The sequence below is a fragment of the Citrobacter sp. 21OH12SH02A-Citro genome (assembly GCF_027919895.1).
Taxonomy (GTDB): Bacteria; Pseudomonadota; Gammaproteobacteria; order Enterobacterales; family Enterobacteriaceae; genus Citrobacter; species Citrobacter braakii.
Window position 1 is genome coordinate 3,772,577 of the sequence record NZ_CP114801.1, and the last position, 26,031, is coordinate 3,798,607.

Consider the following 26,031-nt stretch of genomic DNA (forward strand, 5'->3'; position numbering starts at 1 on the left):
GCGCTTATCAGGCCTACAATTTGCACGCAACTGTAGGCTTGATAAGACGCCAGCGCCGCCATCCGGCTAAAAAACGATACTTAAAACTTCCATGAAACGCTGCCGACAATGCTACGCTCGGCCCCGAAGTAGCAGTATGAGAGCGAATTACAAGCCGCAACGTAGCGCTTGTCGGTCAGGTTGTTGACGTTCAACTGGGCGCTCAACCCTTTAATACCGATATTCGTTAAGTCGTAGCCAATTGCCATATCCACCAGCGTGTAGGACGGCAGAGTGTGAGTATTCAGGCGATCGCTGGCAATACCGTTGACATAACGTACGCCTGAGCCCAGCGTCAGGCCATCCAGCGGACCGCTTTTCACATCGTAGCTCAGCCAGGTACTGGCCTGGTTACGCGGCGCGTACACTGCACGCTTACCCTGCTCTTCCGGGCTGCTTTTCTTATAGCGAATGTCGGTATAGGTATACGCCGCCTGCAGACGGAAGCTCTCCGTCAGTTGGCTAATGGCCTCCAGCTCTACCCCTTCAGACTCAATTTCCCCAATCGAGCGGTACGGATCGGTCGGCTCTTCTTTGGTGGCGATATTCGTCTGATTGATACGGAATACCGACGCGCTGAACTGACTGTTGAGTCCTTCCGGCTCATATTTCAGCCCGGCTTCCCACTGCTTGCCTTTCATCGGATCCAGCAAATTGCCGTTCTCATCGGCAAAGCTGGTTGGCGTAAAGGCGGTGGAATAACTCACATACGGCGCAAAGCCGTTATCGAACAAATAGAGCAGCGCAGCACGGGTGCTGAAGTTGTTTTTGTCCAGATCGCTGCGGGTATCGTTGATCTTATCAATGTTAGAAACGCTGACCTGATCGTAGCGACCGCCGAGCGTAATACGCCAGCGATCCCATGACATCTGATCCTGCAAATAGTAGCCTGTCTGGCGCAGCTTGTGCTTCTCACGCGCATACATGTTGATGTAATCAGGCTGCGCGCCGTATACCGGGTTAAAGGCGTCAATCGGCGGGAATGCACCGTAGTAACCGGTGGTATTATTGCTGCGATCCTGATAATCGATCCCCACCAGCACACGGTGGTTGACCTGCCAGGTATCAAAGCTGCCGTCGAGTTGGTTATCCAGCGTAATCGCTGACATTTTTTCATCGGAGCCGGAGTAGCCGCGGTTAAGCTCGGTTTCATTCAGCCAGCCCGCCGCATACACCTGATTCAGCTCAACGTCGGTATGCAGGTAGCGCAGTTTTTGCCGCACCGACCAGCCGTTATCAAACAGGTGCTCAACGTTGTAGCCCACCATGTTTTCACGGCGATCGTATTTGTCGTAATCATCCTCTCCTTCGTAAAAGGTGTTGGAGATCTTTTGCCCGTAATGTGGAACCACGGTGCCGTCATACGGCAGACCGGAGTGGCTTCCGCCTTCTGGGTCACGGTGCAGATAAGCCATCAGATCCAGACGCGTCTGGTCGGTGATGCGCCAGGTCAGGCTTGGCATCAGCGCATAACGTTCTTCCTTCAATGGGCCAAACTGCGAGTCCGCGTAACGCGTCATTCCACTCAGTCGTGCCGCCACGCGATCGTTATCATCCAGCGCCCCAGTGACGTCAAACGCCGCGCCGCGCTGGTTATTGTTGCCAGCAAACAGTTTCACTTCTCCGCCGGCATCAAACGACGGCTTACGTGATGTCAGCGCGACAATACCGCCCGGAGAAGAACGGCCATACAGTACGGAAGCCGGACCGCGTACCACTTCGATATCTTCGAGGAACCACGGATCAACCACCAGCGAGCTGTGTGAGTTGGTGTCCCCCATCATCTTCAGGCCATCCAGATAGACGTTGTCCAGGCTACCATCCGAGAAACCACGCAGCACAATATAGTCAAAGCGGTTGGAGGCACCAATCTGATTGCTGTACACCCCCGGCGTATAGCTCACGGCCTGGCGCACGCTGGTTGCGCCCTGCTCTTCAAACTGTTCACGGGTAATGATCGATACCGACTGAGGCGTTTCAAGATCCGGCGTGGCAAGCTTCGTGGCCCCGCTTTGCATTTGCGAGGTGACAACCACCGTATCGTTTTTTGTTGTTTCCTGCGCCAGCAGAGGAAAAGCCACGCTACCGGTCACCCATCCCACCAATAGCGCCAACCGAGTCTTCGCGAACATGAATATCTCCAAAGGCATGTCTAATTGTAAGTGAGAATTATTACCTTTTTGCTAACGGAGATAGCTATGCAGGATGCCAGGTTGCCTATGCGCAGTGCCAAATTGTCGGGAAGGCACGTGCGCAAAACGTAAAAATGGATTAGCAAAGTTTGAGCACATCGCCAGGCGAAAAGCCGTAACGACGCCGAAATGCGGTGGAGAAGTTGGTAGCATGTTGATAACCCGACATCCAGGCCGCCTGCTGTACGCTGTATCCTTCCAGTAAATAGCCGCGCGCGCGTTCCAGACGGCAATCACGCAGGTAGTCAAAGACGGAACAGCCATAGGCCGCACGGAACTTGCTGCGCAGGCTGCTGGGGCTCATCGCCGCGCGTTGGGCCAGGGCATTGAGGGTGTAGTCATTCTCGGGACTCTGCTCCAGCAGACGACGAACGACCTCCAGCCGCTGCTGTTCACCGCTTGCCGCAAGCCGCTTGCCACTCTCGACCTGACACACGCTGAGGCCATGGCCAAACAGTTGTAATATCAGCCCTTCCAGCATCAGTTGGCGAGAAACATGACCGATCGTGCTCCGCTGCGCATACTGCAGGCCGCTGAGTAAAAACCCCGGCACCTGCCAGATAAGCGTCGGCGTTTCGCATCTTTCCCACTCACGCATCAACGATTCGAGCAACCCCGTGCGCCACGCGCCGTCGGGATACAGACCGAGCGATAACGTGCGCAGTTTGCAGTCAGCATGATGGCGGGCACGCATCGTCTGATGCTCGCTCAAGCGTGAGCTAAACGCCATCCCGGAACGCACCACATGCTCCTGCCCGTTGAGCGTCAGGATGACGCAGCCTTCCAGAACCACCAGCATATACAGAGGACTGCTGTGGCGGGAGGTGGTTTCGTAAGGTTGTAGCACCTGCACATCAGAGTGCGTGACACACATCCCGCAGGGGAGCGTCATCTCCTCAACCTCCCCCTGCAGAACGGGGCTGCAAGACGACAAATCCGGCTTTTGCGCCAGCAGGGGAAAACGGTAATCGATCCCGTAACGCTCACCAAAATCCATAAACTCGCTGACGGAGAAGGTGCGGGCTACGCGTCTGGACGTATTCAGGGCGGTGGTGTTGTTCATGCTGTCTTCTGCACAGGAAATGGGATTAACGGTTGATAACTGAAGCAACATTACCATTACCTGTACAACACAACAATAATAATGAGAATTATTATCAATATGACGTATGCGATTTCAAATCGCGCTGGAGAACGTCATTCCCGATATTCTTCTCGCGCAGCTCATCAGGCAACATTGACACCTGATGAGCTGCGGTCTGTGAGCCGTGTGCAGCTCAACCTTTCTCACTGTCATAAACGGGCACGTCAAACGCACCACGATACCCGCCGAGTTTGTACTCTACTTATTATGCTGAAGGCTGGTTTTCCTCCACCTGGAACACCGCCACAGCCTGGGATAGCATTGCTGACTGCTCTTCCACATTGCCTGTCGTGGCGGCTATCTCCTCAACCAGCGAGGCGTTTTGCTGAGTCACTTGCTCCATTTGGGTTACCGCAACCCGGATCTGTTCGATGCCGCGACTCTGTTCCCCCGAGGCTCCGGAGATATCTTCCATTAAGACATTAATGTTGCGTATTGCCTTCGCAATATCCGCCATCATGGCGCCACTGTTTTCAGCTATCTCTACCCCTTCCTTGACGCTAATTGCCGCTTTGGCAACCAGTTCACTGATTTCTTTCGCCGAGGAGGCGCTGCGCTGAGCAAGCGTTCGGACTTCACTCGCCACAACGGCAAACCCACGCCCGGACTCACCAGCGCGTGCAGCTTCCACCGCCGCGTTTAATGCCAGGATATTGGTTTGAAAAGCTATACTATCAATAACATTGGATATTTCGTTCACGCCTTGCGCATTACGGCTGATCAGGTGAATTTTCTCAACCATATCACTCATTAAACGCTCGCCACGCAATGCCATTTCCGTGCTTTCGCTGGTCATGACGGATGCCTGATGTGACTTATCAGTATTATTTTTTGTTGTGACTGAAATCTGCTCCATACTGGCCGCCGTTTCAACGACTGCCGCAGCCTGCTGTTCCGTTCTGGTTGATAAATCGGAATTACCGGAAGCAATTTCCTGCATACCGATATTAATAGACTCAACGCCATCGCGAATAGTGCTGACAGTCTCCCGCAGGCCTTTTTGCATATTATGCAAATTTAAGCACAGTACGCCGATTTCATTGTTACCCGACACCTTAACAGGATGGCTGAGATCGCCTTTACCAATCCGCGCAAAATGCTCAGAAACGATTTTTAAAGGCTGAATGATGGTCCGGTTCAACCAGAAATTACAGATAAAGAAGATAAGTACCGTAATGACCAGGATCACGGATACTTTCAGGATCGAGGTATTAAACTGAACGTGTGTTTGTGCAACGATCTTCTCACCAATCAGCATTGTTGATTTGTAATAATTCGTCACTTCGTTATCGAAATTTTTGCGAGCCGCGAGCAATTCCGCATTAGCATTTTCTTGTGCATTAATAATACTGTTGCTGGAAAGCGTCTGATTTAATGTATCAATAGACTTTTGCTCAGCATTCATTTGTTGCTCAAAAGCCGTTCTGATGACTTTACCGATTTGCGGATCGTCAGCCGTCAATCCAGGAATACCCCAGAAAATATCGAACTGTTTTCTGGCATACGCCATCTGATCTTGCATTTGATTCACTGTCTGTCGGGCATCGGTCGCATTATGTTGTTGAATATTATCACGAACGCTTCTGACTTTATAAACAGCCTCAACGACCTTATGCAGGGTATCCTGCTCCTTAATGATGTTATGTAGTAATAACGTATTTTTTTGATTTCCTTTGAGATCAACTAACTCAAATCCATTGGAAAAGAACTGCATGAAGGTAAATAACAACAGTAATAATAACAGGCTGGTTTTAATTCTCATATTCTTTAACATTTAAACATCTCCATAACAATAAAAATCCCCTACGACTTAATTGTTATCGACACATCACGCAATACCTTAACCTGTAAAATGGTTAATTATTAGAAAGTTTCCGTATTCATTCTTAGGTAATAAATTAATTACTCAGGGGGACATACTGCGATAAACAGCAGCCCTCTAACATTGGCAAAAATAAGGCCAAAACTATTCAACATTAATATTATTTATGGATATAAACGGTAATGTCTTTCTGACTATCGACAGGCACCCGCACCCAGGACAACGAATCGACGGTGATCGGTGCCATTTCATTTTCTAAACGTAACAACGGCGTGCTGGCGTCTGGCACACCTGTACTTTCAGTTATCTCGAGAACGCCCCGAAAAGAAATGGACACACTGTCTGGAATATCAGACAACCTTATCCATTCGTTGGCAATCACTAACTTTCGAGTAAACATTCGCTGTCCTTGGCGCGTGGTTTCTATCCGATAAATTTACAAGTTGATCAATCTATTCTTTGCATTAACAGCACATTGTTCACATCGTCAGTTAAGCATTACTTACCAGAAGAAAATGGAAGTGATAAAACTCATTTGAAACGTGTTTTACAAATTCAGCCGGAAGGTTATGTTTAATGAACGTTAACTTTGCAAACTCAACATCGCCATATACCCGGATACAGAAGGGTTTGACAATCTCACCCTGCACGCCAAAACACGCCTGCAGCCGAGTGTCATCCATAAAAATAAAATTACCTTCTCTTACCTTAATCTTTTCATGCAGATCTCGCCATTTCTCTGGCGTAAGCAGAAAGCTTTCCCAGCCATTATTTCTCAACACCTCAATCGTATGAGTAAACTTAAAATAGTCGTTTTGCATCGATACATCGCCACTCGAAGTCGAGTATAGATATTCTATTTTAAATTTAAGTTGTGCATTGAGGCTTTTTTTCTTGCCTTCATCAATTAGCCATTGAAGTTCATTGATTACGTTCCTTGAGAAGAGCTTTCTTTTTTTAGCGATGGCCAGCCATTGCATAATAAAAAGATGCTCTGACATTTTAGAATGAATCTTACGGTCCCGTATTGCGATACCAATTGCTACCAATGCACTCCAGGTAAACGCTTCCAGGTCATCCTGATAATGGTGTCGTAACGTACTAACTTTTCCTGAATCCCTTACCACTTAAACCTGCCCAAATAAATCATTATTACATGTAAATCTTGCATTATTTCATTTTAAAAAATACTACAACTAAAAACATCAAAATATGATCCAGATTAATTTATCCCTATGTAATAAAATTGCAAACTTAACACATCACTCTTATTAATCATTGATGCCCGGATGGCTCAGCGATAAATAATAAGAATTATACGATAAAGATAAAAACTAATAATACTCACAGGTTATCAATTCCACCTACTGTTAAAAATATGATCATCATAAAACTTCAAAAATTGCTGATTAGAAGAAATATCCTGATAGTTTTGACCAGACACTCCAGACAAACACCCATTCCAACGTTAAACAGCCATTAAACATCCTAATGGAATCGCATTTTATCCTCCGCTGAGCGACAGACAGCCTCACAGCAGCAGGCCAGGCTTTTTATACAGGTATCAGTAATATTAACGCTTTTAAATTTCGCCTAATTCAAAAAGCCAACCTCCGGATTTAATGAACCGGAAGTTGGCTTGTCGCTGGTACGGTTAATAGAAAATACCGATGATCAGGGTGTGAGTAACGAACCCCACAATCAGCGGTACGGCGGTACGCTTCACCACATCGAATGGGGTTATTTTCGCTCCGCTGGAAACGGCAATCACGACGCCGGATACCGGTGAAATGGCCCGTCCCATATGCGATGCCTGCTGCATCGGCAGGATCATGGCAACGGCGTTAGCGCCCATACTGGCGGCAATTTGCGGGATGAGCTCAACGAAGGCAAGGAATGGCGCATTCCCCGACCCCATAATGATAGCCGCGGCCAGCGTCACCAGCGCAAATACTACCGCCATGGCAAACGGCGGTAATCCCACGTGTTCGGCCATCAGAATGAGCTGATCGATCGCACCGATGACTTTAATTCCGTGAGCAAAAACCCCTGCCGCAACCAACAGTCCAACCACACCGGTAAACGCAGTGCCCATTCCTTTCAGGAAATGGCTGAAACCTTCGCAGACCGACTTTAAATCACGCACTCGCAGCCATTCAATCAGCATACAGATGGTCATTGAAATGAGGACAATGGTGATAATATTCAGGTTGATACCCCTGACGAACATTTCGGATGACCCTACTGCCATCAGTATCGGAAGCATGGGGAGCAGCGCGTAAAAAGCCGGGGATTTTCCTGAATCAGTCACTTCTGCGCTACCGATTTCCCGCGGTAACGTCCCTGCTTTACGGTCGCAATGCCGCTGCCAGAAAAAATGGCACACGCCGACAACCAGAACCGTTGCCAGCGCGGCGGGTCCCTGGTGGTAAACAACATATTCCACTACATCCATATTCACTGCTTTAGAGCCCCTGATAGCATCGATTGCCGTCGGGGTGTAAGCCACGCCAAGCGAAGTAGCAATGATCCCGGCAGCCGAGGCCGCTGAGAGCCCTAACCCCAGCATAATGGGGAACATGGTCCCCATCAGCAACACGGCAAGCCCGGTTGCAGAAGGAATGGCCAACTGCAGGAGGCTGGCGAGCAGGTAGGAGAAAAAGAGGAGCACATAGGGTGAACGCAGCGCCCGTAAGGGTTTCGTTACTACCCGCACGACCGCCTCATTTGCGCCGATATGATCCATGTAATGCGCAAATCCCATTAACGCCATGATCATCAGGCCGAGATCGGCGGCGCGCGTGCTGAAGAGATCGCGCATTACCTCGAAAGGATCGAGAAAGGAAATTCCCGTACTGGCAACCCCCTTCGGTAATACGGAACCCCATCCGGTTAACGCGGTGCAAATCATCAAGACTAAGCCCGCAATGAAGAGCACCGGTTCAGCGCGGTAACCTTTCAGAATCAGACGCGCGACCACCACGATCACCAGAAGTGCGATTAACACCTGAATCATGACTGAGCTCTCCGCTGCGCGAACTCAGTATAAGTTTCCTCAATCACCGCCACCACCACATCACTGGCTGCCCGCAGAGAACGCACCGGCAGATACTCATAAATTGAATGGAAGTTATGAGCACCGGTAAAAATATTCGGGCACGGCAATCCTTTCTGCGACAGTACCGCGCCATCATACCCGCCACGCATGGCGACAGGTGCGGGCGTTATGCCGCATTTCTGATACGCGCGGAATGCAATATCAATCGGGTAGTGAGCATCCCCCTGCAAACTGTTCAACACATTCGCGTAGCGATCGGCTAAATGACAGACCACGCTGTTTTCCCCCCACAGGGCACAGGTGCTGACGGCAAGCTGGCGAATAAACGCCATACGCGCCTTATAACCTTCTTCACTGAAATCGCGGATATCCAGCTTAAGTACCGTGCGGGCACTGTTACCCTGTAGCTGTTTTACCCAGTAATACCCTTCGCGCCCTTCCGTATATTCAGGCGCTTCTCCCCCTGGGAGCATGGCAATAAACTTATGCGCCATCAGCAGCGAATTCTTTAACTTACCTTTGGCCGACATCGGGTGTGCGGACTGGCCGGTAAAGATGATTTCCGCATCGCCCGCATTCCAGTTCTCGTAAACAAACTCACCGATACCGCAGCAATCCAGGGTATAGCCAAAATCAGCACCAAACGCGGCAACATCAAACGCTTTTGCGCCACGCAAGCCCTGTTCCTCATCCGGGACAAAACCCACTTTTACCGGCCCATGTTTTATTTCCGGGTGTGCGACCAGATACTCAAGAGCATTCATAATCGCGGCGATGGCTGCTTTATCATCAGCGCCCAACAGACTGGTCCCGTCGGTCACCAGTAGGTCATCACCGATATAATTTTTCAGTTCCGGAAATTCACTTTCGCGCAGGTAAATATTCAGCTCTTTGTTCAGGCATAAATCCCCGCCGTGATAATGCAGGCGCTGTGCTTTGGTGTCTGCCGTCTGTTCCGCACTGGTATCCAGATGACCAAAAAAAGAGACCACCGGGATCGTGTCATCAGTATTTGCAGGTAAGGTTGCCGTCACTATAGCGGTATCCCTGACCTCAATGTTTTCCATTCCTAATGCTTCAAGTTCTGCTGCAAGCAGTTTTGCCAGTTCCATTTGACCAGGAGAAGAAGGCATTATCCCATTAGCGCCGTTTTCCCTTGATGTCGTGGTATTGATTTTCGTGTAGTTAATAAAGCGTTCAACAATATCCATTCCAGGAGATCCTTTAATGTATCATTTATGAGGTACTGCGAGAGGTGTTCTGCATGCAGCGTGGGGTAAGTAATCTGAGAACCAAATAAAATCAGCGCTCATCCCAGAACGCTGATTTTATGGGCATTACGACAACGATTTATATAAAGGAAGATAAAAAGGCCAGTGATTATACCTGCGATTAAAAACTCCTTTCTGATTGATAAAATCATATTCCCTATCTGTTTTTACTGCTATTTCCCATGGTGTTAAGCTAACAGAAGTCATAAACGGCATCCCTATACCTATGAGATAATAGAAATCATTTAGATTCCTGTACTCTGTACTGGCATAAGACATACCATCGCTATATTTTTTTAATGAACGAATACTGTATCAGTAACATGCAACCGTTTGCACCTCTCTACAAATAGCCACTTCGCGCACTAAAATCCGTGAACAAAATCACAATTACCTCAAAAGCAAAAAACTTCTATCGCGCTGAAAAAAAAGGCAGTTATAAGGAAAGCTATATAATACCCACATAAACATAGCCAGAATTATACTATTCACTATGAAATAGATTCATGCTGATACTATTTCAATATTGCCGTAGGGGTCAGTAGAGCTAAATCGTCGTAATCAATAATGTTTAACATCAATAACGATAATATTAAAAATTCTATTTATGACGATAAGCTAAATAATATGCAGGCAAAAAAAACCTCTCCCCCGAGAAGAGATTCAGGGCAGAGGTAATACGGGTGTTAAGGACATACTTATAGTTTTAATGATAACAGAAGCGCTTCTTGCAGGACCGAGTATACACACTTAGCCACGTTAAGAAAATTCTTAAAAACATTAAATTGCAAATTTCATTTAAAACCACAATTATGATAAAGGAGCATTTATCAAAGAACAAAATTAACCAGCAAAAAGAGTAAATCATACTAATCAATGAGGTGATAAAAAAAGAATAGCAATGCTGTATGGCTACCGATAGCGTTTCTGGCGACGCTGAAACATTAAATTAATTTAATGAATAAATGCGATTTACATAACGAGAATTAAAAAGTCATTAAATAAAAGAAATACAATTTTTCGTTACAGATCACACTTCCACTACAAGGAAGTTCCTCTACTGTTTCTTGCAGGTATGATTCAGCATGTAAATACCTTTCAACTCAACCCGAGGCTTTGATGCTGGAGAATGTAATCATCTGATAATCAGCTTCCCGACCTTTTCAGGCCGGACTGGTTATCAATGCGCCGAATTCGAATGCGGACACCGCTGTGTGTTTGCACGTTTTGCACATGATGATTAAACAGGTTTTCCAGTATGAATTTATCCCGTCAGGAACAACGTACCTTACACGTTCTCGCCAAAGGTGGCCGTATTGCTCACGTCCGCGATGCCTCTGGCCGCGTCACTTCCGTCGAATGCTATAGCCGTGAAGGGTTGCTGCTCTGCGACTGCACGCTCGAGGTGTTCAAAAAGCTCAGAACCAAGAAACTGATCAAATCCGTCAATGGTCAGCCCTACCGTATTAATACGACCGGCCTGAACAACGTTCGCGCCCAACTTGATAATCGCTAAAGGAGAGAGAGAGATGGATATCCCGAAGATTTTTACCATCAGCGAAAGCGCACATCGCATTCATAATCCGTTCACCGCACAGAAATACGCCACGTTAGGCCAGGTTTTACGGATGGCACCGGGAACACGCATTCTGGACCTCGGCAGCGGTTCGGGTGAGATGTTGTGCACCTGGGCACGCGATCACGGTATTTCCGGCGTTGGTATCGATATGAGCCGGCTGTTCAGTGAGCAAGCCACCCTGCGGGCCAAAGAGTTGGGAGTCAATGAGCACGTGCGTTTTATTCATGCCGATGCAACAGGTTATATCGCCGAAGAAAAATTCGATATTGCCGCCTGCGTTGGTGCGACCTGGATTGCCGGCGGCGTCGCTGGAACGATCAGACAACTGGAACAAAGTCTCAAACCAGGTGGGATCATACTCATCGGCGAACCGTACTGGCGTCAAATACCCGCCACGGAGAGCATCGCCCAGGCTTGCGGCGCGACTTCAGTGACTGATTTTCTTTCTCTGCCAGAGCTCATTTCATCTTTCGACCTGCTCGGTTATGACGTGGTTGAAATGGTACTGGCTGACCAGGAGGGTTGGGACAGATACGAGGCGGCAAAATGGCTGACGATGCGCCGGTGGCTGGAGGCAAATCCGGACGATGAATTTGCCCCGGAAGTCAGAGAGCAACTGAGGAGTTCACCAGCACGCCACGTAGCCTTCACCCGGGAGTACATTGGTTGGGGCGTGTTCGCACTCATACAGAGGTAATATGTCCAGTCGGTATAACCAGGCAGGTTATACCGACTTTTTTCATTGCTTACTTCATTAATACTTCAACAAATTTAGCCAGCCATTGCGGATGCGCGGGCCATGCAGGCGCGGTAATCAGATTGCCATCCACGTGGGCTTGATCAATGCCGATATCTGCGTAATGCCCGCCGCTCAGACGAACTTCTGGCGCACAGGCCGGATAGGCGCTACAGGTCCGGTTTTCTAACACCCCCGCCGCCGCTAACAGCTGAGGTCCATGACAGACCGCGGCGATAGGCTTACCGGCAGCGTTGAAATCTTGCACCAGCTTAATGACATCCGGATTGAGCCGGAGATATTCCGGAGCACGTCCGCCGGGGATCAGCAGCGCGTCGTAATCGGTGGCCCGAGCCTCGGCAAAATTCGCATTCAGCGTAAAACGATGACCCGGTTTTTCACTGTAGGTCTGGGCCCCATCAAAATCATGAATAGCGGTTTGAACGTAGTCCCCCTGACTTTTATCCGGACAGACGGCATCAACACGATGGCCCAGCATCTGCAACGCCTGAAAAGGCACCATCGTTTCATAATCTTCGACATAATCGCCGACCAGCATCAGTATCTTCTTCATTCACATCCCCCGCTCACGGTTATTAATGATGAGAAATAACGGCCATCTTTACTATAGCCCACGCATTTCACGACATTAATAAATACCGCAGGACACGCCGTCACCGGACGTCTGAAGGGGGTTGCCCCTGACGGCGCGCCCTGTTGTTAATACCTGAAGTTTCTATCACTCCCAGGCCTGCTCAGATTTCGCGGCGTCAAACTGCGGCGGCGGCTTGCGGAAACGTCCGGTCAGGTAGGCGAGATACACCAACCCCACGCCAGCCCATACCAGTCCCAGCGTCAGCGATGTCACCTCCAGGTTCACCCACAGTACGGCAACGGTGGCGGCGCCGACCATTGGCAATACCAGGTAGTGCAACTTTTCCTGCCAGGTATGTTTACGCCCTTCACGACGCCAGAAGTGGTTAAACACGGACAAATTAACGAACGTAAAGGCCACCAGCGCGCCAAAGTTAATCAACGCCGTGGCGGTCACCAGGTCAAAAAACAGGGCCGAGAGAGCCACAATCCCGACCATAATGACGTTCAGCGCGGGTGTACGCCATTTCGGATGGACATAGCCGAAGTACTTCTCCGGGAAGACGTTATCGCGGCCCATCACGTACAGCAGACGCGAAACGCTGGCATGGGACGCCAGACCTGACGCCAGCGTATTCACAAAGGTCGTACACAAGAAAATAGACTGGAACAGTTTGCCGCCGACGTACAGCGCAATCTCCGGCAGCGCCGCGTCCGGGTCTTTAAATCGGCTAATATCCGGAAAGAACAGCTGCATAAAGAACGAGGCGGCAATGAAGATCAGTCCACCGTAAAGCGCGGTAAGGAAAATAGCTTTTGGAATGGTACGCGCGGCATCCGGTGTCTCTTCAGAGAGCGTGGTTACCGCATCAAAACCGAGAAACGAGAAGCAGACGATGGTCGCCCCGGTGATAATCGGGATCAAATGCGCATTCTGGCTGATAAACGGTTGCAGCGACCAGACGGTCCCAACCCCTTCGCCTTTGTGCAGCCCCTGCACCACGAGAACAATGAACACCACGATTATCGCGACCTGCACCAGTACAAACAGCGCATTGAAGTTCGCCACCAGATTAACGCTTTTCAAATTGGCCGCGGTGAGGATCGCTACAAACATCACTACCCAAATCCATGGCGCAACGCCCGGGAACAGCGCGGAAAGGTAAATTTTCGCCAGCAGGACGTTAATCATCGGCAGGAACAGGTAATCAAGCAGTGACGACCAGCCGACCATAAACCCCACATGCGGGTTGATTGCTTTTTGCGCATAGGTGTAGGCCGAACCGGCTTGTGGAAACTGGCGTACCAGCTTTCCGTAACTGATGGCGGTAAACAGCACGCCCGCCAGGGCCAGCAGATAGGAGGCCGGAACATGGCCATTGCTGATACCCGAAACAATACCAAAGGTGTCAAATACCGTCATCGGTGTGAGATAGGCCAGCCCCATCACCACCACCTGCCACAGCTTGAGGGATTTACGCAGTTGTGCTTTGCCCGGCAGGGCCGCGAGATCCACAGAAGAATTAGTCGACATAGCTTTCCTCCCCGCCACGGGCCCAGATCTGCGTTCGAAACGTGGGTACAGCAGACCTGGGTCGTGTCGGGGTGGAAAGCCAAAAGAAAGGCGTCAATGTTGCACGGCACAGATGCGGTCCGTACTTACTGCGGGAGCCATGGATGCTCACGCGGGGCGGGTTTTTAAACATTGGCATCATCACATTTCCTCGTCACAAACTCTGTCGGTTATCTGAAGACCCGTTGTCGCAAGCCGCTCCATTACGCGACATCCGGGAAATGGCAGGTGATCCTGCAATATTGACGGGCTGGCTCCGCTCAGACCGCATGATGCGACTTCTTTTTTTCAATGACTAAACAATGCGTACAGGCCCGACAAACATTACGCCGCCGGGCCACTTTCCTGTCAGGCGTTTTTCAGCATCCACTCAATTTCAGTGTCGGTAATCAGGCGTTCAAACTGGATCAGTTCATCGTGTTTACAGGCGTGATACACATGGCTAAAACGCTCCCCGAGCAACTCACGCAGACTGTCATTTTGCATGAACTCCCACAGCGCATCGCTCTGGCGGATCGGGAACGGTAGCCCTTCCTGCTCCAGGCCGTTGCCTTCCACCTCTTCTTGCAACGGCAGCTCGTTATCCAGCCCATGCAGGATCCCCGCCAGAATGGTCGACATCACCAGATACGGGTTGGCGTCAGCCCCCGCCACGCGATATTCAACCCGATGGTTATCACGATCGCCGCAGGGAATGCGCAGCGCCACCGTACGGTTGTTGTGCCCCCAGGAAGCCTGGGTCGGAACATACATCCCCGGCTGGAAGCGGCGATAAGAGTTCACATTCGGCGCCAGCAGCGCCATTGACGCGGGCATCAGATCAATCATCCCGGCAAGCGCACGTTTAAGTAACGCGGAATCATCGCCATTCGCATCGGCCAACACGTTCTCGCCTTTATTATTCATAATGCTGATGTGGATATGCATTCCGCTACCGGCATGCTCCTCATAAGGTTTTGCCATAAACGTGGCATGCATCTTATGTTTCTCCGCCACCAGCCGTACCAGGCGTTTCAGCGCCAGCGCGTCGTCGCAGGCGTCGAGTACGTTATCGGTATGGTAGAGGTTGATTTCAAACTGCCCAGGGGAGGCTTCAGCCACCGCGCCGTCAGCCGGGATCAGCTGCAAACGGGCCAGTTCATCGATATCGTTCAGCACATCAGCAAAGTGGTTCAGGTTATCAACCGAGTAAACCTGACTTTGCGTATTCCGATCGTCCGTTCCCGGCGCGCACGGCGGCTGCAGATAACCTTCGGGATCGCGCTTACGATCGAGTAAATAGAACTCCAGCTCTACCGCTACGACGGGGAACAGACCGCGCTGGCGAAGTTTCTGCCAGAGTCGGTTAAGTACGTTCCGCGGCTCAACGTCAAAGGGAGCGCCATCTTCATCCAGCATCGTCAGCATCATCTGCGCAATACATTCCGGATCGGCGGCCGAAGGCGTTAACGTGCCAGGCACCGGGACACAGGTCCGATCCGGTTCGCCAAGCTCCTGGCCTAATCCCGCCTCTTCGACCACATTGCCAAGAATATCCATCGCGAAAACGGATGCCGGGAAATAGCAGCCTTTCTCTAACTTGTGTAATCCCGAAACGGGAATGCGTTTACCACGAAAACAACCATTCAGGTCGGTTAACAGCACATCCACGAACTGCGTGTTGGGGTAGCGCTCCAGATACTGCTTAACTTCACGCGCAAACGCGCTACTTCGTCTCTCTTCAGAATGCTGAACAAAATTCTCAACTTCTACGATATTGGTTTCCATGATTCACCGCCGTTGGCCTGTAAGCTGTTCTGTGATTTGACTGTTAAATATAATGTCCACTCTTCGACTCTGGATGCAAACAAATTGTTTGTCAAATGTTAAATTAAGTTTGCTAGAAGGTTATTCCGCTGCTAGATTGAGAAAATAATGAACGGAATGGCATAACAAGGAACCGTTTGGCAATAATTTATTCCAAAACGTGAGGTCGATCATGGGCAATATATTTGACAAGCCAGTTATTGGTGTAGTGATGTGTAGGAACAGGCTTAAGGGTCACGAGACCCAGACTCTGCAAGAAAAGTACCTGAATGCAGTATTAAACGCCGGTGGATTACCGATAGCGATTCCCCATGCGCTTGCGGAACCCGAATTACTGAACGCGCTGTTACCGAAACTGGATGGTATCTTCCTGCCAGGAAGCCCAAGCAATGTGCAGCCGCACCTTTATGGTGAAAATGGCGATGAGTCTGACGCCGATCCCGGGCGTGATCTTCTGAGCATGGCGCTAATTACCGCCGGGCTCGAAAGGCGCATTCCCATTTTCGCCATCTGCCGGGGCTTACAGGAATTAGTTGTCGCCACTGGCGGGACTCTGTATCGTCGCCTGTGCGATCACTCACAGTTCCTGGAACATCGTGAAGATGCGGAACTCCCGGTGGAGCAGCAATATGCGCCATCTCATGAAGTCCAGGTTCAACAGGGAGGATTGCTATCTCAGCTAATACCAGGTTGCAGCACGTTTTGGGTTAACTCCTTGCATGGTCAGGGCGCAAAAACCCTTGGCCCGCAACTGCGCGTGGAAGCACGCTCGCAGGATGGATTAGTGGAAGCAGCCAGCGTTCACGACCATCCTTTCGCGCTTGGTGTGCAGTGGCACCCGGAATGGAACAGTAGCGAATACGCCCTGTCGCGTTTGTTACTTGAAGGTTTTATCACCGCTTGTCAGAACCACCTCGCTGAAAAACAGCGACTCTGACCACTACAGTTAAGGAAATGCAATTATGAGCGATGACGGCCTGGCGCCGGGTAAACGTTTGTCAGAGATCCGCCAGCAATTGGGTCTTTCACAGCGTCGTGCCGCCGAACTGTCTGGGTTAACGCATAGCGCCATCAGCACCATAGAGCAGGATAAAGTCAGTCCTGCCATCAGTACGCTGCAAAAGCTATTGAAAGTTTATGGGCTGTCGCTCTCCGAGTTCTTCGCGGAACCGGAAAAGCCTGACGAACCGCAGGTGGTTATCAATCAAGATGATTTGATTGAGATCGGGAGTCAGGGAGTATCCATGAAGCTGGTACACAACGGAAATCCGAATCGTACGCTGGCCATGATGTTTGAAACCTATCAGCCAGGTACGACAACCGGGGAGAGAATTAAACACCAGGGTGAAGAGATTGGGACAATACTGGAAGGTGAAGTGATACTGACCATCAACGGTCAAACGTATCATCTTGTTGCAGGACAAAGTTATGCCATTAACACCGGTATACCACACAGCTTCAGCAACACCTCGGCAGGGATCTGCCGCATCATCAGTGCCCACACTCCTACCACTTTCTAATAAGTAGCGGCCTGAGTTTCTCAGGCCTTCTTAAATAACGCGCATTAACAGGGTACATCCCTGGGGCATCGTGCAGCCTGATTTTGCCTGAAAAAGATCAGCAACGAACTTTATCTTATTGATATAAAAGGAGTAGCTATGAACTTTCAGAATCTTAAATATTGGCGTGAAAAAGCCAGCCATTATTCGCCGGAGACCCGTTTATTTATTAACGGCGAATATTGCGCAGCCGCCGATAACGAAACCTTTATTACGCAGGATCCGGCAGGACAACGTCCGCTCGCCAAAGTCGCCCGCGGCAAAAAAGCAGATGTAGACCGCGCGGTCACCGCAGCCCGCACCGTGTTTGAACGCGGAGACTGGTCGCAAGCATCACCCGCAGAGCGCAAGGCAGTCCTGCACAAGTTCGCCGATTTAATGGAGCAGCATCACGAGGAGCTGGCGCTACTGGAAACGCTCGACACCGGTAAACCGATTCGCCATAGCCTGCGTGATGATATTCCAGGCGCGGCACGCGCCATCCGTTGGTACGCCGAAGCAATAGATAAAGTCTATGGCGAAGTGGCCACCACCTCGGTGAGCGATCTGGCGCTGATTGTGCGCGAGCCGGTAGGCGTCATTGCGGCCATCGTGCCGTGGAATTTTCCCCTGCTGCTGGCCTGCTGGAAACTTGGCCCGGCACTGGCTGCAGGCAACAGCGTGATCCTCAAGCCTTCAGAAAAATCACCGCTGACCGCCATTCGCCTTGCTGCGTTGGCAAAAAAAGCCGGTTTGCCAGATGGCGTTCTCAGCGTGGTGAGCGGATATGGCCACGAAGCGGGCCAGGCGTTGTCGCAGCATCCGGATGTTGATGTGATCACCTTTACCGGCTCGACCCGCACCGGCAAGCAACTGCTCAAAGACGCTGGCGACAGCAATATGAAACGCGTCTGGCTGGAGGCCGGTGGTAAAAGTGCCAACATCGTTTTTGCCGACTGCCCTGATCTGCCGAAAGCCGCCGCCAATGCTGCAGCAGGCATCTTCTATAACCAGGGTCAGGTCTGTATCGCCGGTACGCGTCTGTTACTGGAAGAGAGTATTGCCGACGAGTTCATCGCCCTGCTGAAAGAGCAGGCGAAAAACTGGCAGCCGGGCAACCCGCTGGATCCGGAAACCACGATGGGCACGCTTATCGACAACGCGCATGCCGACACCGTGCACGGTTTTATTCGCGACGGTGAAGCACAAGGCACGCTGACGCTGGATGGTCGCAGCCACGTACACCCAGCGGCTATCGGCCCGACTATTTTTGTCGATACAGCCCCGCAAGCCCACGTCAGCCGCGATGAGATTTTCGGCCCGGTACTGGTCGTCACCCGTTTTAGCAGCGAAGCCGAAGCCCTGGCGCTGGCCAACGACAGTGACTACGGCCTGGGGGCCGCGGTCTGGACCCGCGATCTGTCGCGCGCCCACCGCATGAGCCGTCGCCTGAAGGCCGGTTCGGTCTTCGTTAATAACTACAACGATGGTGATATGACTGTGCCGTTCGGCGGTTATAAGCAAAGCGGCAACGGGCGCGATAAGTCCCTGCATGCGCTGGAAAAATTTAGCGAACTGAAAACCATTTGGATCTCCCTGGAGCCTTAATCATGACTGAACATACCAGCAGTTATTACGCCGCAAGCGCCAATCAGTACGAACCGTTTCCCACCCTTAGCGAGTCGGTTAGCTGTGATGTTTGCGTCGTGGGCGGTGGATATACCGGACTCTCCTCCGCCCTGCACTTAGCGGAGATGGGTTACGACGTAGTGCTACTGGAATCCGCGCGTATCGGCTTCGGGGCCAGCGGACGTAACGGCGGTCAGTTGGTGAACTCCTACAGTCGCGATATCGACGTCATCGAGCGCACCTATGGCCCGGACGCCGCCAAAATGCTTGGCAGCATGATGTTTGAAGGCGGTAATATCATCCGCGAACGTATCAAGCGTTATCAGATCGAATGCGACTATCGCCCCGGCGGACTGTTTGTGGCGCTGAACCACAAGCAGATGGAAACGCTGGAAGAGCAGAAGTCGAACTGGGAACGCTACGGCAACACGCAGCTTGAACTGTTAGACAGCAGCGAAATTCGTCGCGAAGTCAGCAGCGATCGTTATGTCGGCGCGCTGCTCGACCACAGCGGTGGTCATATTCATCCGCTGAACCTGGCGATTGGCGAAGCTAACGCCATTCGTCTGAACGGCGGGCGCGTCTTCGAACAGTCGCCGGTCACCCGTATCCAGCACACCAGCCCGGCGGTGGTCAGCACCGAAAAAGGTCAGGTTACGGCCCGCTTTGTGATCGTCGCGGGCAACGCCTACCTCGGCGACAAACTCGAGCCTGCGCTGGCAAAAAGCAGCATGCCATGCGGCACACAGGTGTTAACCACCGAACCGTTGTCTGCGGAGATGGCACGCTCGCTGATTCCAAAAAACTACTGTGTAGAAGATTGTAACTATTTGCTGGATTACTACCGTCTGACCGGCGATAACCGCCTGTTGTACGGCGGCGGCGTGGTCTACGGCGCCCGCGATCCAGACGATATTGAACGTCTGGTAATGCCGAAACTGCTGAAAACCTTCCCGCAATTGCAGGGGGTAAAAATTGATTACCGCTGGACCGGTAATTTCCTGTTAACGCTATCTCGCATGCCGCAGTTTGGCCGTCTTGATACCAACATTTACTATATGCAGGGCTACAGCGGCCACGGCGTGACCTGTACCCACCTGGCAGGACGTCTGATTTCTGAACTGCTGCGCGGGGATGCCGAGCGCTTTGACGCTTTCGCCAAACTGCCGCACTACCCGTTCCCGGGGGGGCGCAGCCTGCGCATTCCGTTTACCGCCATGGGGGCGGCATATTACAGCTTACGCGATCGCCTTGGGGTTTAAGTTCTTCCGCAATAAACCCGACGCACAGGGCGGTCTCCCCTGTGCGTTTTTTTATTCCCGGACAGTGAAAAACAGGTAACGGGCACGAAAATATCGCAATAGGACATAACCCTACACTTTACATTGTTTCTCCCCGCTGATCGGATAGGCTTTTTTAGATTATCGCTGGCGACGTGGCCAGAACTCAACGGGGGAAGAAACGCGTGTTATGAATACGAATAACGAGGAGACCTTTTATCAGGCGATGCGCCGCAAAGGGGTGAGTCGACGCAGTTTTCTCAAATATTGCAGCCTCGCAGCAACATCGCTTGGGCTGGGAGCTGCAATGACGCCCAGAATAGCCTGGGCGCTGGAAAACAAACCCCGGATCCCGGTCGTCTGGATCCACGGGCTGGAATGCACCTGTTGCACTGAATCATTTATCCGCTCCTCTCACCCACTCGCCAAAGACGTCATCCTCTCCCTGATTTCTCTTGATTACGACGACACCCTGATGGCCGCCGCCGGAACGCAGGCCGAAGAGGTATTTGAAGACATTCTGAGCCGCTACCACGGCCGATACATTCTGGCCGTCGAGGGCAATCCTCCGCTGGGTGAACAAGGAATGTTCTGCATCAGCGGCGGGCGACCGTTTATTGAAAAGCTAAAAAGAGCCGCGGCAGGCGCCAGCGCGATTATCGCCTGGGGAACCTGTGCCTCCTGGGGCTGCGTGCAGGCCGCACGGCCTAATCCAACCCAGGCAACGCCGATCGATAAGGTGATCACCGATAAACCAATCGTGAAAGTGCCCGGCTGCCCGCCGATTCCGGATGTCATGAGCGCCATCATTACCTATATGGTGACGTTTGATCGTCTGCCTGAACTCGATCGTCTGGGGCGTCCGCTGATGTTCTATGGTCAGCGTATTCACGACAAATGCTACCGCCGCGCCCACTTTGACGCCGGGGAGTTCGTTGAGAGTTGGGACGATGACGCAGCCCGAAAAGGCTATTGTCTGTACAAAATGGGCTGCAAAGGGCCTACCACTTATAACGCCTGCTCCACCACCCGCTGGAATGGCGGCGTTTCTTTCCCCATCCAGTCCGGTCATGGGTGTCTGGGATGTTCAGAGAACGGCTTCTGGGATCGCGGTTCGTTCTACAGCCGCGTGGTCGATATCCCGCAGATGGGGACGCATTCAACCGCCGATACCGTGGGCCTCACCGCGCTAGGCGTGGTGGCCGCCAGCGTCGGTGTCCACGCAGTCGCCAGCGCCGTCAATCAACATAACCGCCACAAACAGCAATTAGCCGACGCCGGACAACAGTCGCCAGACAATGAGGATAAACAGGCATGAGCAATTCGTATCAAACCCAGGGATATACGGTCAATAATGCCGGCCGGCGCCTGGTTGTCGACCCCATTACGCGCATTGAAGGGCATATGCGTTGTGAGGTGAACATTGATGAGCAGAACATCATCACCAACGCGGTGTCCTGCGGCACCATGTTCCGTGGACTGGAAATTATTCTGCAAGGGCGCGACCCGCGCGATGCCTGGGCGTTTGTCGAACGAATTTGCGGGGTGTGCACTGGCGTACATGCGCTCGCATCGGTCTATGCCATTGAAGATGCCATTGGCATCAAGGTGCCCGATAACGCCAACATCATTCGCAACATTATGCTGGCGACGCTGTGGTGCCACGACCACCTGGTCCACTTTTACCAGCTAGCCGGAATGGACTGGATTGACGTTCTGAATGCCCTGAAAGCCGACCCGCGCGCAACATCACAGTTGGCACAAAGCCTTTCAGCCTGGCCGATGTCCTCCCCGGGCTACTTCTTTGACGTACAAAACCGCCTGAAGAAATTTGTCGACGGCGGTCAGTTGGGGATTTTCCGCAACGGTTATTGGGGGCATCCGCAGTACAAACTGTCGCCAGAGGCTAACCTGATGGGCTTTGCCCATTATCTGGAAGCGCTCGATTTTCAGCGCGAGATTATCAAAATCCATACGGTGTTTGGCGGCAAGAATCCGCATCCTAACTGGATTGTCGGCGGCATGCCATGCGCTATCAATATCGATCAGAGCGGCGCGGTTGGTGCGGTCGATATGGAACGCCTTAACCTGGTACAGTCGATCATCACCCGCACCGCCGACTTCATCAACAACGTCATGGTTCCTGACGCGCTGGCTATCGGCCAGTTCAACAAACCCTGGAGCCAGATTGGCACCGGGCTGTCTGATAAGTGCGTCTTAAGCTACGGCGCGTTCCCAGATATTGCCAACGACTTCAGCGCGAAGAGCCTGTTGATGCCTGGCGGCGCGGTCATTAACGGTGATTTTAACAACGTCATGCCGGTGGATCTGGCCGATCAGCAGCAAATTCAGGAGTTTGTCGATCATGCCTGGTACCGTTATCCGGACGATCAATTAGGTCGTCACCCGTTCGAGGGGATTACTGAACCCTGGTACAACCCCGGCGATGTCAAAGGCAGCGATACCGATATCCAGCAGCTCAACGAACAGGAACGCTACTCGTGGATTAAAGCCCCGCGCTGGCGCGGACACGCCATGGAAGTTGGACCGTTGGCGCGTACGCTGATTGCCTATCACAAAGGGGATGCCGCCACGATTGAATCCGTCGATCGCATGATGTCCGCACTCAAACTGCCGCTGTCGGGTATGCAGTCGACGCTGGGGCGTATTTTGTGCCGCGCGCACGAGGCGCAGTGGGCCGTGAGCAAGCTGCAATATTTCTTCGACAAGCTGATGACCAACCTGAAAAACGGCAATCTGGCTACGGCGAATACCGAAAAATGGGAGCCTGCAAGCTGGCCGCAGCAGTGCCGTGGGATCGGTTTTACCGAGGCGCCGCGCGGAGCACTCGGTCACTGGGCGTCGATTCGCGACCAGAAGATCGACGTGTATCAGTGCGTAGTGCCGACCACCTGGAATGCCAGCCCGCGCGATCCGAAGGGGCAAATTGGCGCCTACGAGGCGGCGTTGATGGGCACCCAAATGGCGATACCGGATCAACCGCTGGAGATCCTGCGCACCTTGCACAGCTTCGACCCCTGCCTGGCATGTTCAACCCACGTCCTCGGCGACGACGGCAGCGAACTTATCGCAGTCCAGGTTCGCTAAGCGTTAAGGAACGGAACGATGACTGGAAAGATATCCCCACGCGTCGGGGAGGCGCGTGATACCGCCGTCAGCCACTATGTGTTTGAAGCACCCGTACGCTTGTGGCACTGGCTGACAGTGGGCTGCATGTTGGTTTTGATGGTAACCGGATACTTCATTGGCCGACCACTGCCGTCGGTCAACGGCGAGGCCACTTACCTGTTCTACATGGGCGACATCCGGTTAGTACATTTCGCCGCAGCCATGGTGTTTACGGTGATACTGTTGGGTCGCATTTACTGGGCCTTCGTCGGCAATCGCTATTCACGCGAGCTGTTTATCGTGCCTGTCTGGTGTCGCAGTTGGTGGCAGGGTGCCTTTTCGGTGGTGCGCTGGTATCTGTTTCTGGAAAAAAAACCGGGAGAGGATATCGGCCATAACCCCGTCGCGCAGGCGGCGATGTTCGGTTATTTCCTGCTCTCCGTTTTTATGATCCTCACCGGTTTTGCCTTATACAGCGAGCATAGCCAGTACGCCATTTTTACCCCCTTCCGCTATGTGACGGAGTTTTTCTACTGGACCGGCGGTAACTCTCTCGATATCCACAGCTGGCATCGGTTGGGGATGTGGTTCATCGCCGCCTTCATCATCGGTCATGTGTATATGGCTATCCGCGAGGACATCATGTCTGACGATACCGTCATCTCAACCATGATCAACGGCTACCGTAGCCACAAATTTGCCAAACGCCAGCGCGATAAGGAGGCGTCATGAGCGAACCTAACGTCATCGTGATGGGCTTAGGCAACCTGCTGTGGGCAGATGAAGGATTTGGCATTCGCGTTGCTGAACGCCTGTACGCCCACTATCACTGGCCGGAATGGGTAGAGATTGTCGACGGCGGCACGCAAGGGCTGAATCTGCTGGGCTACGTTGAGCAGGCCAGCCATTTGTTGCTGCTGGACGCCATCGACTACGGACTCGCGCCAGGCACTTTGCAATCCTACGCTGGTGAACAAGTCCCCAGTTACCTCAGCGCCAAAAAAATGAGTCTGCATCAGAACAGCTTCTCCGAAGTGCTTGCTCTGGCGGAGATTCGCGGTCATCTGCCCGCCCACATCGCCCTCGTAGGACTACAGCCGGTGCAGCTGGACGACTATGGCGGCAGCCTGACCGACATCGCGCGCGCTCAGCTCCCGGCGGCAGAACAAGCCGCGCTAACGCAACTGGCCGCGTGGGGCATCGCGCCACAGACAATCGATGAAACGCGTTGCCTGAACTATGAATGCCTGTCGCTGGAAAACTATGAAGGCGTGCGTATTCGCCAGTATCGTGTAACGCTGGAGAGATAAGCAACATGTTGAATGACAAACCATTTTCTGCGCTATGGCAACGCATGCTGGCGCGCGGCTGGCAACCGCTGACCGCATCTGAACTGGATGACTGGGTAACGCGTGTGCGTGATGGCGTGGTGCTGCTCAGTAGCGATCCCCGCCGCACGCCAGAAGTCAGCGATAACCCGGTAATGATTGCCGAGTTGCTCCGCGAGTTTCCCCAGTTTGACTGGCAAATCGCTATGGCGGATCTCGAGCACAGCGAGGCTATCGGCGAGCGTTTTGGCGTATTCCGCTTCCCGGCCACGCTGGTATTTATCCACGGCGAGCTGCGCGGCATTCTCAGCGGCATCCATCCGTGGGCCGACCTGCTCAACCTGATGCGCCCCCTCGTTGAAGAACGCATCCCCCGGAGCCTGTAAGATGAGTGATACCTTTTTTCATCTGCTGGGGCCGGGAACCCAGCCGGGCGATGACAGCTTCAGCATGAATCCCTTGCCCCTCACCTGCCAGGTCAACAGCAGCCCCAGCATGGCGAGGCTGGAAAACTGTCCGCACAGCCCGGCGGTGATGGCATTGTTAGCCGACGTGCGCCACCAGCTTAGCCAGAAAATCCCCGTAAAACAGGACGTGCTGGGATGGGATTTATCCACGCTCAACGCAGACGACCTCACGTTTTTGAATACGCTGCTCGGCGAAGGCGAAGTTTCCGTGCGTATCCAGCAGGCTGACGGCAGGGCGAGTGAGATTCAGGAGTCTATTTTCTGCGGAATCTGGCGGGTGCGTTGCCAGAATGACTTGGGTCAATGGGAGGAGCATCTGGAGGCAGGCAGTGCGCCACGGGCGCTGTGGCAGGCAGCAACAATCACGACGCTGCCAGACGATAGCCTGTTGCCTCCGCCCGTCGATGGGTTGATGAATGGCCTGACGCTGGCTCAGGAACTGCTGGCGCACGTGCGCGATCCGGCCACGCAACCTCATAGCATTAACCTCACCCAACTCCCGGTTAGCGATGCGGATCGCCAGTTCCTCTCCCGCCTGTGTGGCGAAGGACGCATTCAGATCCGCACCATCGGCTACGGCGAGAGCCAAATCGACGCCACGGCGCTGCGCCATGTCTGGCATGTGCGCTGTCTGGATACCCTGAAAGGGCTTCTGCTCGAGAGTTATGAGATCTGTCCATTACCGGAACTGGTACTGGCTGCTCCGGAGGATCTGCTCGACTCGCTCCAGCGCCTGGATGAAGTCTGTAGCTGGCTGGCATCCGGCCCGCCGGCCTGATCCCCTTCTCCCGACCCGCATACTTTTCTGCTGCGGGTCTGGCGTTTTCTTCCTTATCTATTCACTCT

22 protein-coding genes are annotated in these 26,031 nt (G+C 52.3%); 12 read left to right on the forward strand and 10 right to left on the reverse strand.

From position 1 onward, the window contains the following. Nucleotides 1–80 precede the first annotated feature (80 nt). From foxA to pepT, 7 genes are all read right to left on the reverse strand, one after another. On the reverse strand, nt 81–2,189 hold the full coding sequence (gene foxA, locus O6D90_RS18370; protein WP_088583119.1) for a ferrioxamine B receptor FoxA: 2,109 nt from the start codon (nt 2,187–2,189) through the stop codon (nt 81–83). A gap of 121 nt (nt 2,190–2,310) precedes the next feature. Then, a complete protein-coding gene (locus O6D90_RS18375) occupies nt 2,311–3,294 on the reverse strand; it encodes a helix-turn-helix transcriptional regulator (RefSeq protein WP_032931274.1) in 984 nt (327 codons plus the stop codon). A gap of 286 nt (nt 3,295–3,580) precedes the next feature. Then, on the reverse strand, nt 3,581–5,149 hold the full coding sequence (locus tag O6D90_RS18380; RefSeq protein ID WP_016155792.1) for a methyl-accepting chemotaxis protein: 1,569 nt from the start codon (nt 5,147–5,149) through the stop codon (nt 3,581–3,583). Nucleotides 5,150–5,357: 208 nt separating this feature from the next. Continuing rightward, a complete protein-coding gene (locus O6D90_RS18385; protein WP_016151936.1) occupies nt 5,358–5,597 on the reverse strand; it encodes a hypothetical protein in 240 nt (79 codons plus the stop codon). A 91-nt stretch (nt 5,598–5,688) separates the two neighbouring features. Continuing rightward, nucleotides 5,689–6,246, reverse strand: a complete 558-nt coding sequence (locus O6D90_RS18390; protein ID WP_230851689.1) for a DUF2913 family protein — start codon at nt 6,244–6,246, stop codon at nt 5,689–5,691. 605 nt (nt 6,247–6,851) lie between these two features. After that, the gene (gene dcuC / locus O6D90_RS18395) at nt 6,852–8,213 is read right to left on the reverse strand and encodes a C4-dicarboxylate transporter DcuC (protein WP_016155791.1); all 1,362 of its coding nucleotides are present in this window, start codon (nt 8,211–8,213) and stop codon (nt 6,852–6,854) included. Beyond that, nucleotides 8,210–9,466, reverse strand: coding sequence for a peptidase T (pepT, locus tag O6D90_RS18400; protein WP_016155790.1), 1,257 nt, complete (start codon nt 9,464–9,466; stop codon nt 8,210–8,212). The genes dcuC and pepT overlap by 4 nt, the downstream gene beginning before the upstream one ends. Nucleotides 9,467–10,784: 1,318 nt before the next feature. Here pepT and O6D90_RS18405 point away from each other — a divergent pair. Both O6D90_RS18405 and O6D90_RS18410 read left to right on the forward strand, forming a co-directional pair. Further along, complete coding sequence (locus O6D90_RS18405) at nt 10,785–11,042, forward strand: YjhX family toxin (protein ID WP_016151932.1); 258 nt, start codon at nt 10,785–10,787, stop codon at nt 11,040–11,042. A 13-nt stretch (nt 11,043–11,055) separates the two neighbouring features. Beyond that, the gene (locus O6D90_RS18410) at nt 11,056–11,802 is read left to right on the forward strand and encodes an SAM-dependent methyltransferase (protein ID WP_016155789.1); all 747 of its coding nucleotides are present in this window, start codon (nt 11,056–11,058) and stop codon (nt 11,800–11,802) included. 49 nt (nt 11,803–11,851) lie between these two features. Here the strand turns inward: O6D90_RS18410 and O6D90_RS18415 are convergent, their stop codons facing one another. The 3 genes from O6D90_RS18415 to O6D90_RS18425 form a co-directional block, all read right to left on the reverse strand. Beyond that, nucleotides 11,852–12,415 (reverse strand): DJ-1/PfpI family protein, encoded by a 564-nt coding sequence (locus O6D90_RS18415; protein ID WP_016151930.1) that lies wholly within the window; start codon nt 12,413–12,415, stop codon nt 11,852–11,854. A 165-nt stretch (nt 12,416–12,580) separates the two neighbouring features. Further along, on the reverse strand, nt 12,581–13,969 hold the full coding sequence (locus tag O6D90_RS18420; RefSeq protein WP_016155788.1) for an APC family permease: 1,389 nt from the start codon (nt 13,967–13,969) through the stop codon (nt 12,581–12,583). 387 nt (nt 13,970–14,356) lie between these two features. Next, on the reverse strand, nt 14,357–15,775 hold the full coding sequence (locus O6D90_RS18425; RefSeq protein ID WP_088583118.1) for a glutamine synthetase family protein: 1,419 nt from the start codon (nt 15,773–15,775) through the stop codon (nt 14,357–14,359). Nucleotides 15,776–15,986: 211 nt separating this feature from the next. Here O6D90_RS18425 and puuD point away from each other — a divergent pair, with 211 nt between their 5' ends. The 10 genes from puuD (at nt 15,987) to O6D90_RS18475 (ending at nt 25,963) form a co-directional block, all read left to right on the forward strand. Next, entirely contained in the window at nt 15,987–16,751 is a 765-nt protein-coding gene (gene puuD, locus O6D90_RS18430) for a gamma-glutamyl-gamma-aminobutyrate hydrolase (RefSeq protein WP_016151914.1), read from the forward strand. Between the two features lie 25 nt (nt 16,752–16,776). Continuing rightward, entirely contained in the window at nt 16,777–17,334 is a 558-nt protein-coding gene (gene puuR / locus O6D90_RS18435) for an HTH-type transcriptional regulator PuuR (protein WP_016151913.1), read from the forward strand. Between the two features lie 138 nt (nt 17,335–17,472). Then, on the forward strand, nt 17,473–18,960 hold the full coding sequence (gene puuC, locus O6D90_RS18440) for an aldehyde dehydrogenase PuuC (protein ID WP_016155785.1): 1,488 nt from the start codon (nt 17,473–17,475) through the stop codon (nt 18,958–18,960). Between the two features lie 2 nt (nt 18,961–18,962). Then, the gene (locus tag O6D90_RS18445; RefSeq protein ID WP_016155784.1) at nt 18,963–20,243 is read left to right on the forward strand and encodes an NAD(P)/FAD-dependent oxidoreductase; all 1,281 of its coding nucleotides are present in this window, start codon (nt 18,963–18,965) and stop codon (nt 20,241–20,243) included. 208 nt (nt 20,244–20,451) lie between these two features. Beyond that, nucleotides 20,452–21,579, forward strand: coding sequence for a hydrogenase 1 small subunit (gene hyaA / locus O6D90_RS18450; protein WP_046276297.1), 1,128 nt, complete (start codon nt 20,452–20,454; stop codon nt 21,577–21,579). Further along, nucleotides 21,576–23,369 (forward strand): Ni/Fe-hydrogenase large subunit, encoded by a 1,794-nt coding sequence (gene hyaB / locus O6D90_RS18455; protein WP_016155782.1) that lies wholly within the window; start codon nt 21,576–21,578, stop codon nt 23,367–23,369. The genes hyaA and hyaB overlap by 4 nt, the downstream gene beginning before the upstream one ends. An 18-nt stretch (nt 23,370–23,387) precedes the next feature. Further along, nucleotides 23,388–24,122 carry a Ni/Fe-hydrogenase b-type cytochrome subunit gene (gene hyaC / locus O6D90_RS18460; RefSeq protein ID WP_218731449.1) on the forward strand — a complete coding sequence of 245 codons (735 nt, stop codon included), beginning with the start codon at nt 23,388–23,390 and terminating at the stop codon, nt 24,120–24,122. Beyond that, the gene (hyaD, locus tag O6D90_RS18465; protein WP_016151907.1) at nt 24,119–24,700 is read left to right on the forward strand and encodes a hydrogenase 1 maturation protease; all 582 of its coding nucleotides are present in this window, start codon (nt 24,119–24,121) and stop codon (nt 24,698–24,700) included. The genes hyaC and hyaD overlap by 4 nt, the downstream gene beginning before the upstream one ends. Nucleotides 24,701–24,705: 5 nt before the next feature. After that, nucleotides 24,706–25,104 (forward strand): hydrogenase-1 operon protein HyaE, encoded by a 399-nt coding sequence (hyaE, locus tag O6D90_RS18470; protein ID WP_016155780.1) that lies wholly within the window; start codon nt 24,706–24,708, stop codon nt 25,102–25,104. A gap of 1 nt (nt 25,105) precedes the next feature. Then, nucleotides 25,106–25,963 carry a hydrogenase expression/formation protein gene (locus tag O6D90_RS18475; protein WP_016155779.1) on the forward strand — a complete coding sequence of 286 codons (858 nt, stop codon included), beginning with the start codon at nt 25,106–25,108 and terminating at the stop codon, nt 25,961–25,963. Nucleotides 25,964–26,031: the final 68 nt, after the last annotated feature.

What these genes read in the sequence shown, in the direction of transcription:
- hyaC (WP_218731449.1), top strand. Translation starts at nt 23,388, where the DNA reads ATGACTGGAAAGATATCCCCACGCGTCGGGGAGGCGCGTGATACCGCC.
- puuD (WP_016151914.1), top strand. Translation starts at nt 15,987, where the DNA reads ATGGGCAATATATTTGACAAGCCAGTTATTGGTGTAGTGATGTGTAGG.
- dcuC (WP_016155791.1), bottom strand. Translation starts at nt 8,213, where the DNA reads ATGATTCAGGTGTTAATCGCACTTCTGGTGATCGTGGTGGTCGCGCGT.
- O6D90_RS18380 (WP_016155792.1), bottom strand. Translation starts at nt 5,149, where the DNA reads ATGTTAAAGAATATGAGAATTAAAACCAGCCTGTTATTATTACTGTTG.
- O6D90_RS18475 (WP_016155779.1), top strand. Translation starts at nt 25,106, where the DNA reads ATGAGTGATACCTTTTTTCATCTGCTGGGGCCGGGAACCCAGCCGGGC.
- O6D90_RS18375 (WP_032931274.1), bottom strand. Translation starts at nt 3,294, where the DNA reads ATGAACAACACCACCGCCCTGAATACGTCCAGACGCGTAGCCCGCACC.
- O6D90_RS18415 (WP_016151930.1), bottom strand. Translation starts at nt 12,415, where the DNA reads ATGAAGAAGATACTGATGCTGGTCGGCGATTATGTCGAAGATTATGAA.
- O6D90_RS18420 (WP_016155788.1), bottom strand. Translation starts at nt 13,969, where the DNA reads ATGTCGACTAATTCTTCTGTGGATCTCGCGGCCCTGCCGGGCAAAGCA.
- hyaB (WP_016155782.1), top strand. Translation starts at nt 21,576, where the DNA reads ATGAGCAATTCGTATCAAACCCAGGGATATACGGTCAATAATGCCGGC.
- O6D90_RS18385 (WP_016151936.1), bottom strand. Translation starts at nt 5,597, where the DNA reads ATGTTTACTCGAAAGTTAGTGATTGCCAACGAATGGATAAGGTTGTCT.
- hyaD (WP_016151907.1), top strand. Translation starts at nt 24,119, where the DNA reads ATGAGCGAACCTAACGTCATCGTGATGGGCTTAGGCAACCTGCTGTGG.
- O6D90_RS18410 (WP_016155789.1), top strand. Translation starts at nt 11,056, where the DNA reads ATGGATATCCCGAAGATTTTTACCATCAGCGAAAGCGCACATCGCATT.
- puuR (WP_016151913.1), top strand. Translation starts at nt 16,777, where the DNA reads ATGAGCGATGACGGCCTGGCGCCGGGTAAACGTTTGTCAGAGATCCGC.
- O6D90_RS18445 (WP_016155784.1), top strand. Translation starts at nt 18,963, where the DNA reads ATGACTGAACATACCAGCAGTTATTACGCCGCAAGCGCCAATCAGTAC.
- puuC (WP_016155785.1), top strand. Translation starts at nt 17,473, where the DNA reads ATGAACTTTCAGAATCTTAAATATTGGCGTGAAAAAGCCAGCCATTAT.
- O6D90_RS18405 (WP_016151932.1), top strand. Translation starts at nt 10,785, where the DNA reads ATGAATTTATCCCGTCAGGAACAACGTACCTTACACGTTCTCGCCAAA.
- O6D90_RS18425 (WP_088583118.1), bottom strand. Translation starts at nt 15,775, where the DNA reads ATGGAAACCAATATCGTAGAAGTTGAGAATTTTGTTCAGCATTCTGAA.
- foxA (WP_088583119.1), bottom strand. Translation starts at nt 2,189, where the DNA reads ATGCCTTTGGAGATATTCATGTTCGCGAAGACTCGGTTGGCGCTATTG.
- hyaA (WP_046276297.1), top strand. Translation starts at nt 20,452, where the DNA reads ATGAATACGAATAACGAGGAGACCTTTTATCAGGCGATGCGCCGCAAA.
- hyaE (WP_016155780.1), top strand. Translation starts at nt 24,706, where the DNA reads ATGTTGAATGACAAACCATTTTCTGCGCTATGGCAACGCATGCTGGCG.
- pepT (WP_016155790.1), bottom strand. Translation starts at nt 9,466, where the DNA reads ATGGATATTGTTGAACGCTTTATTAACTACACGAAAATCAATACCACG.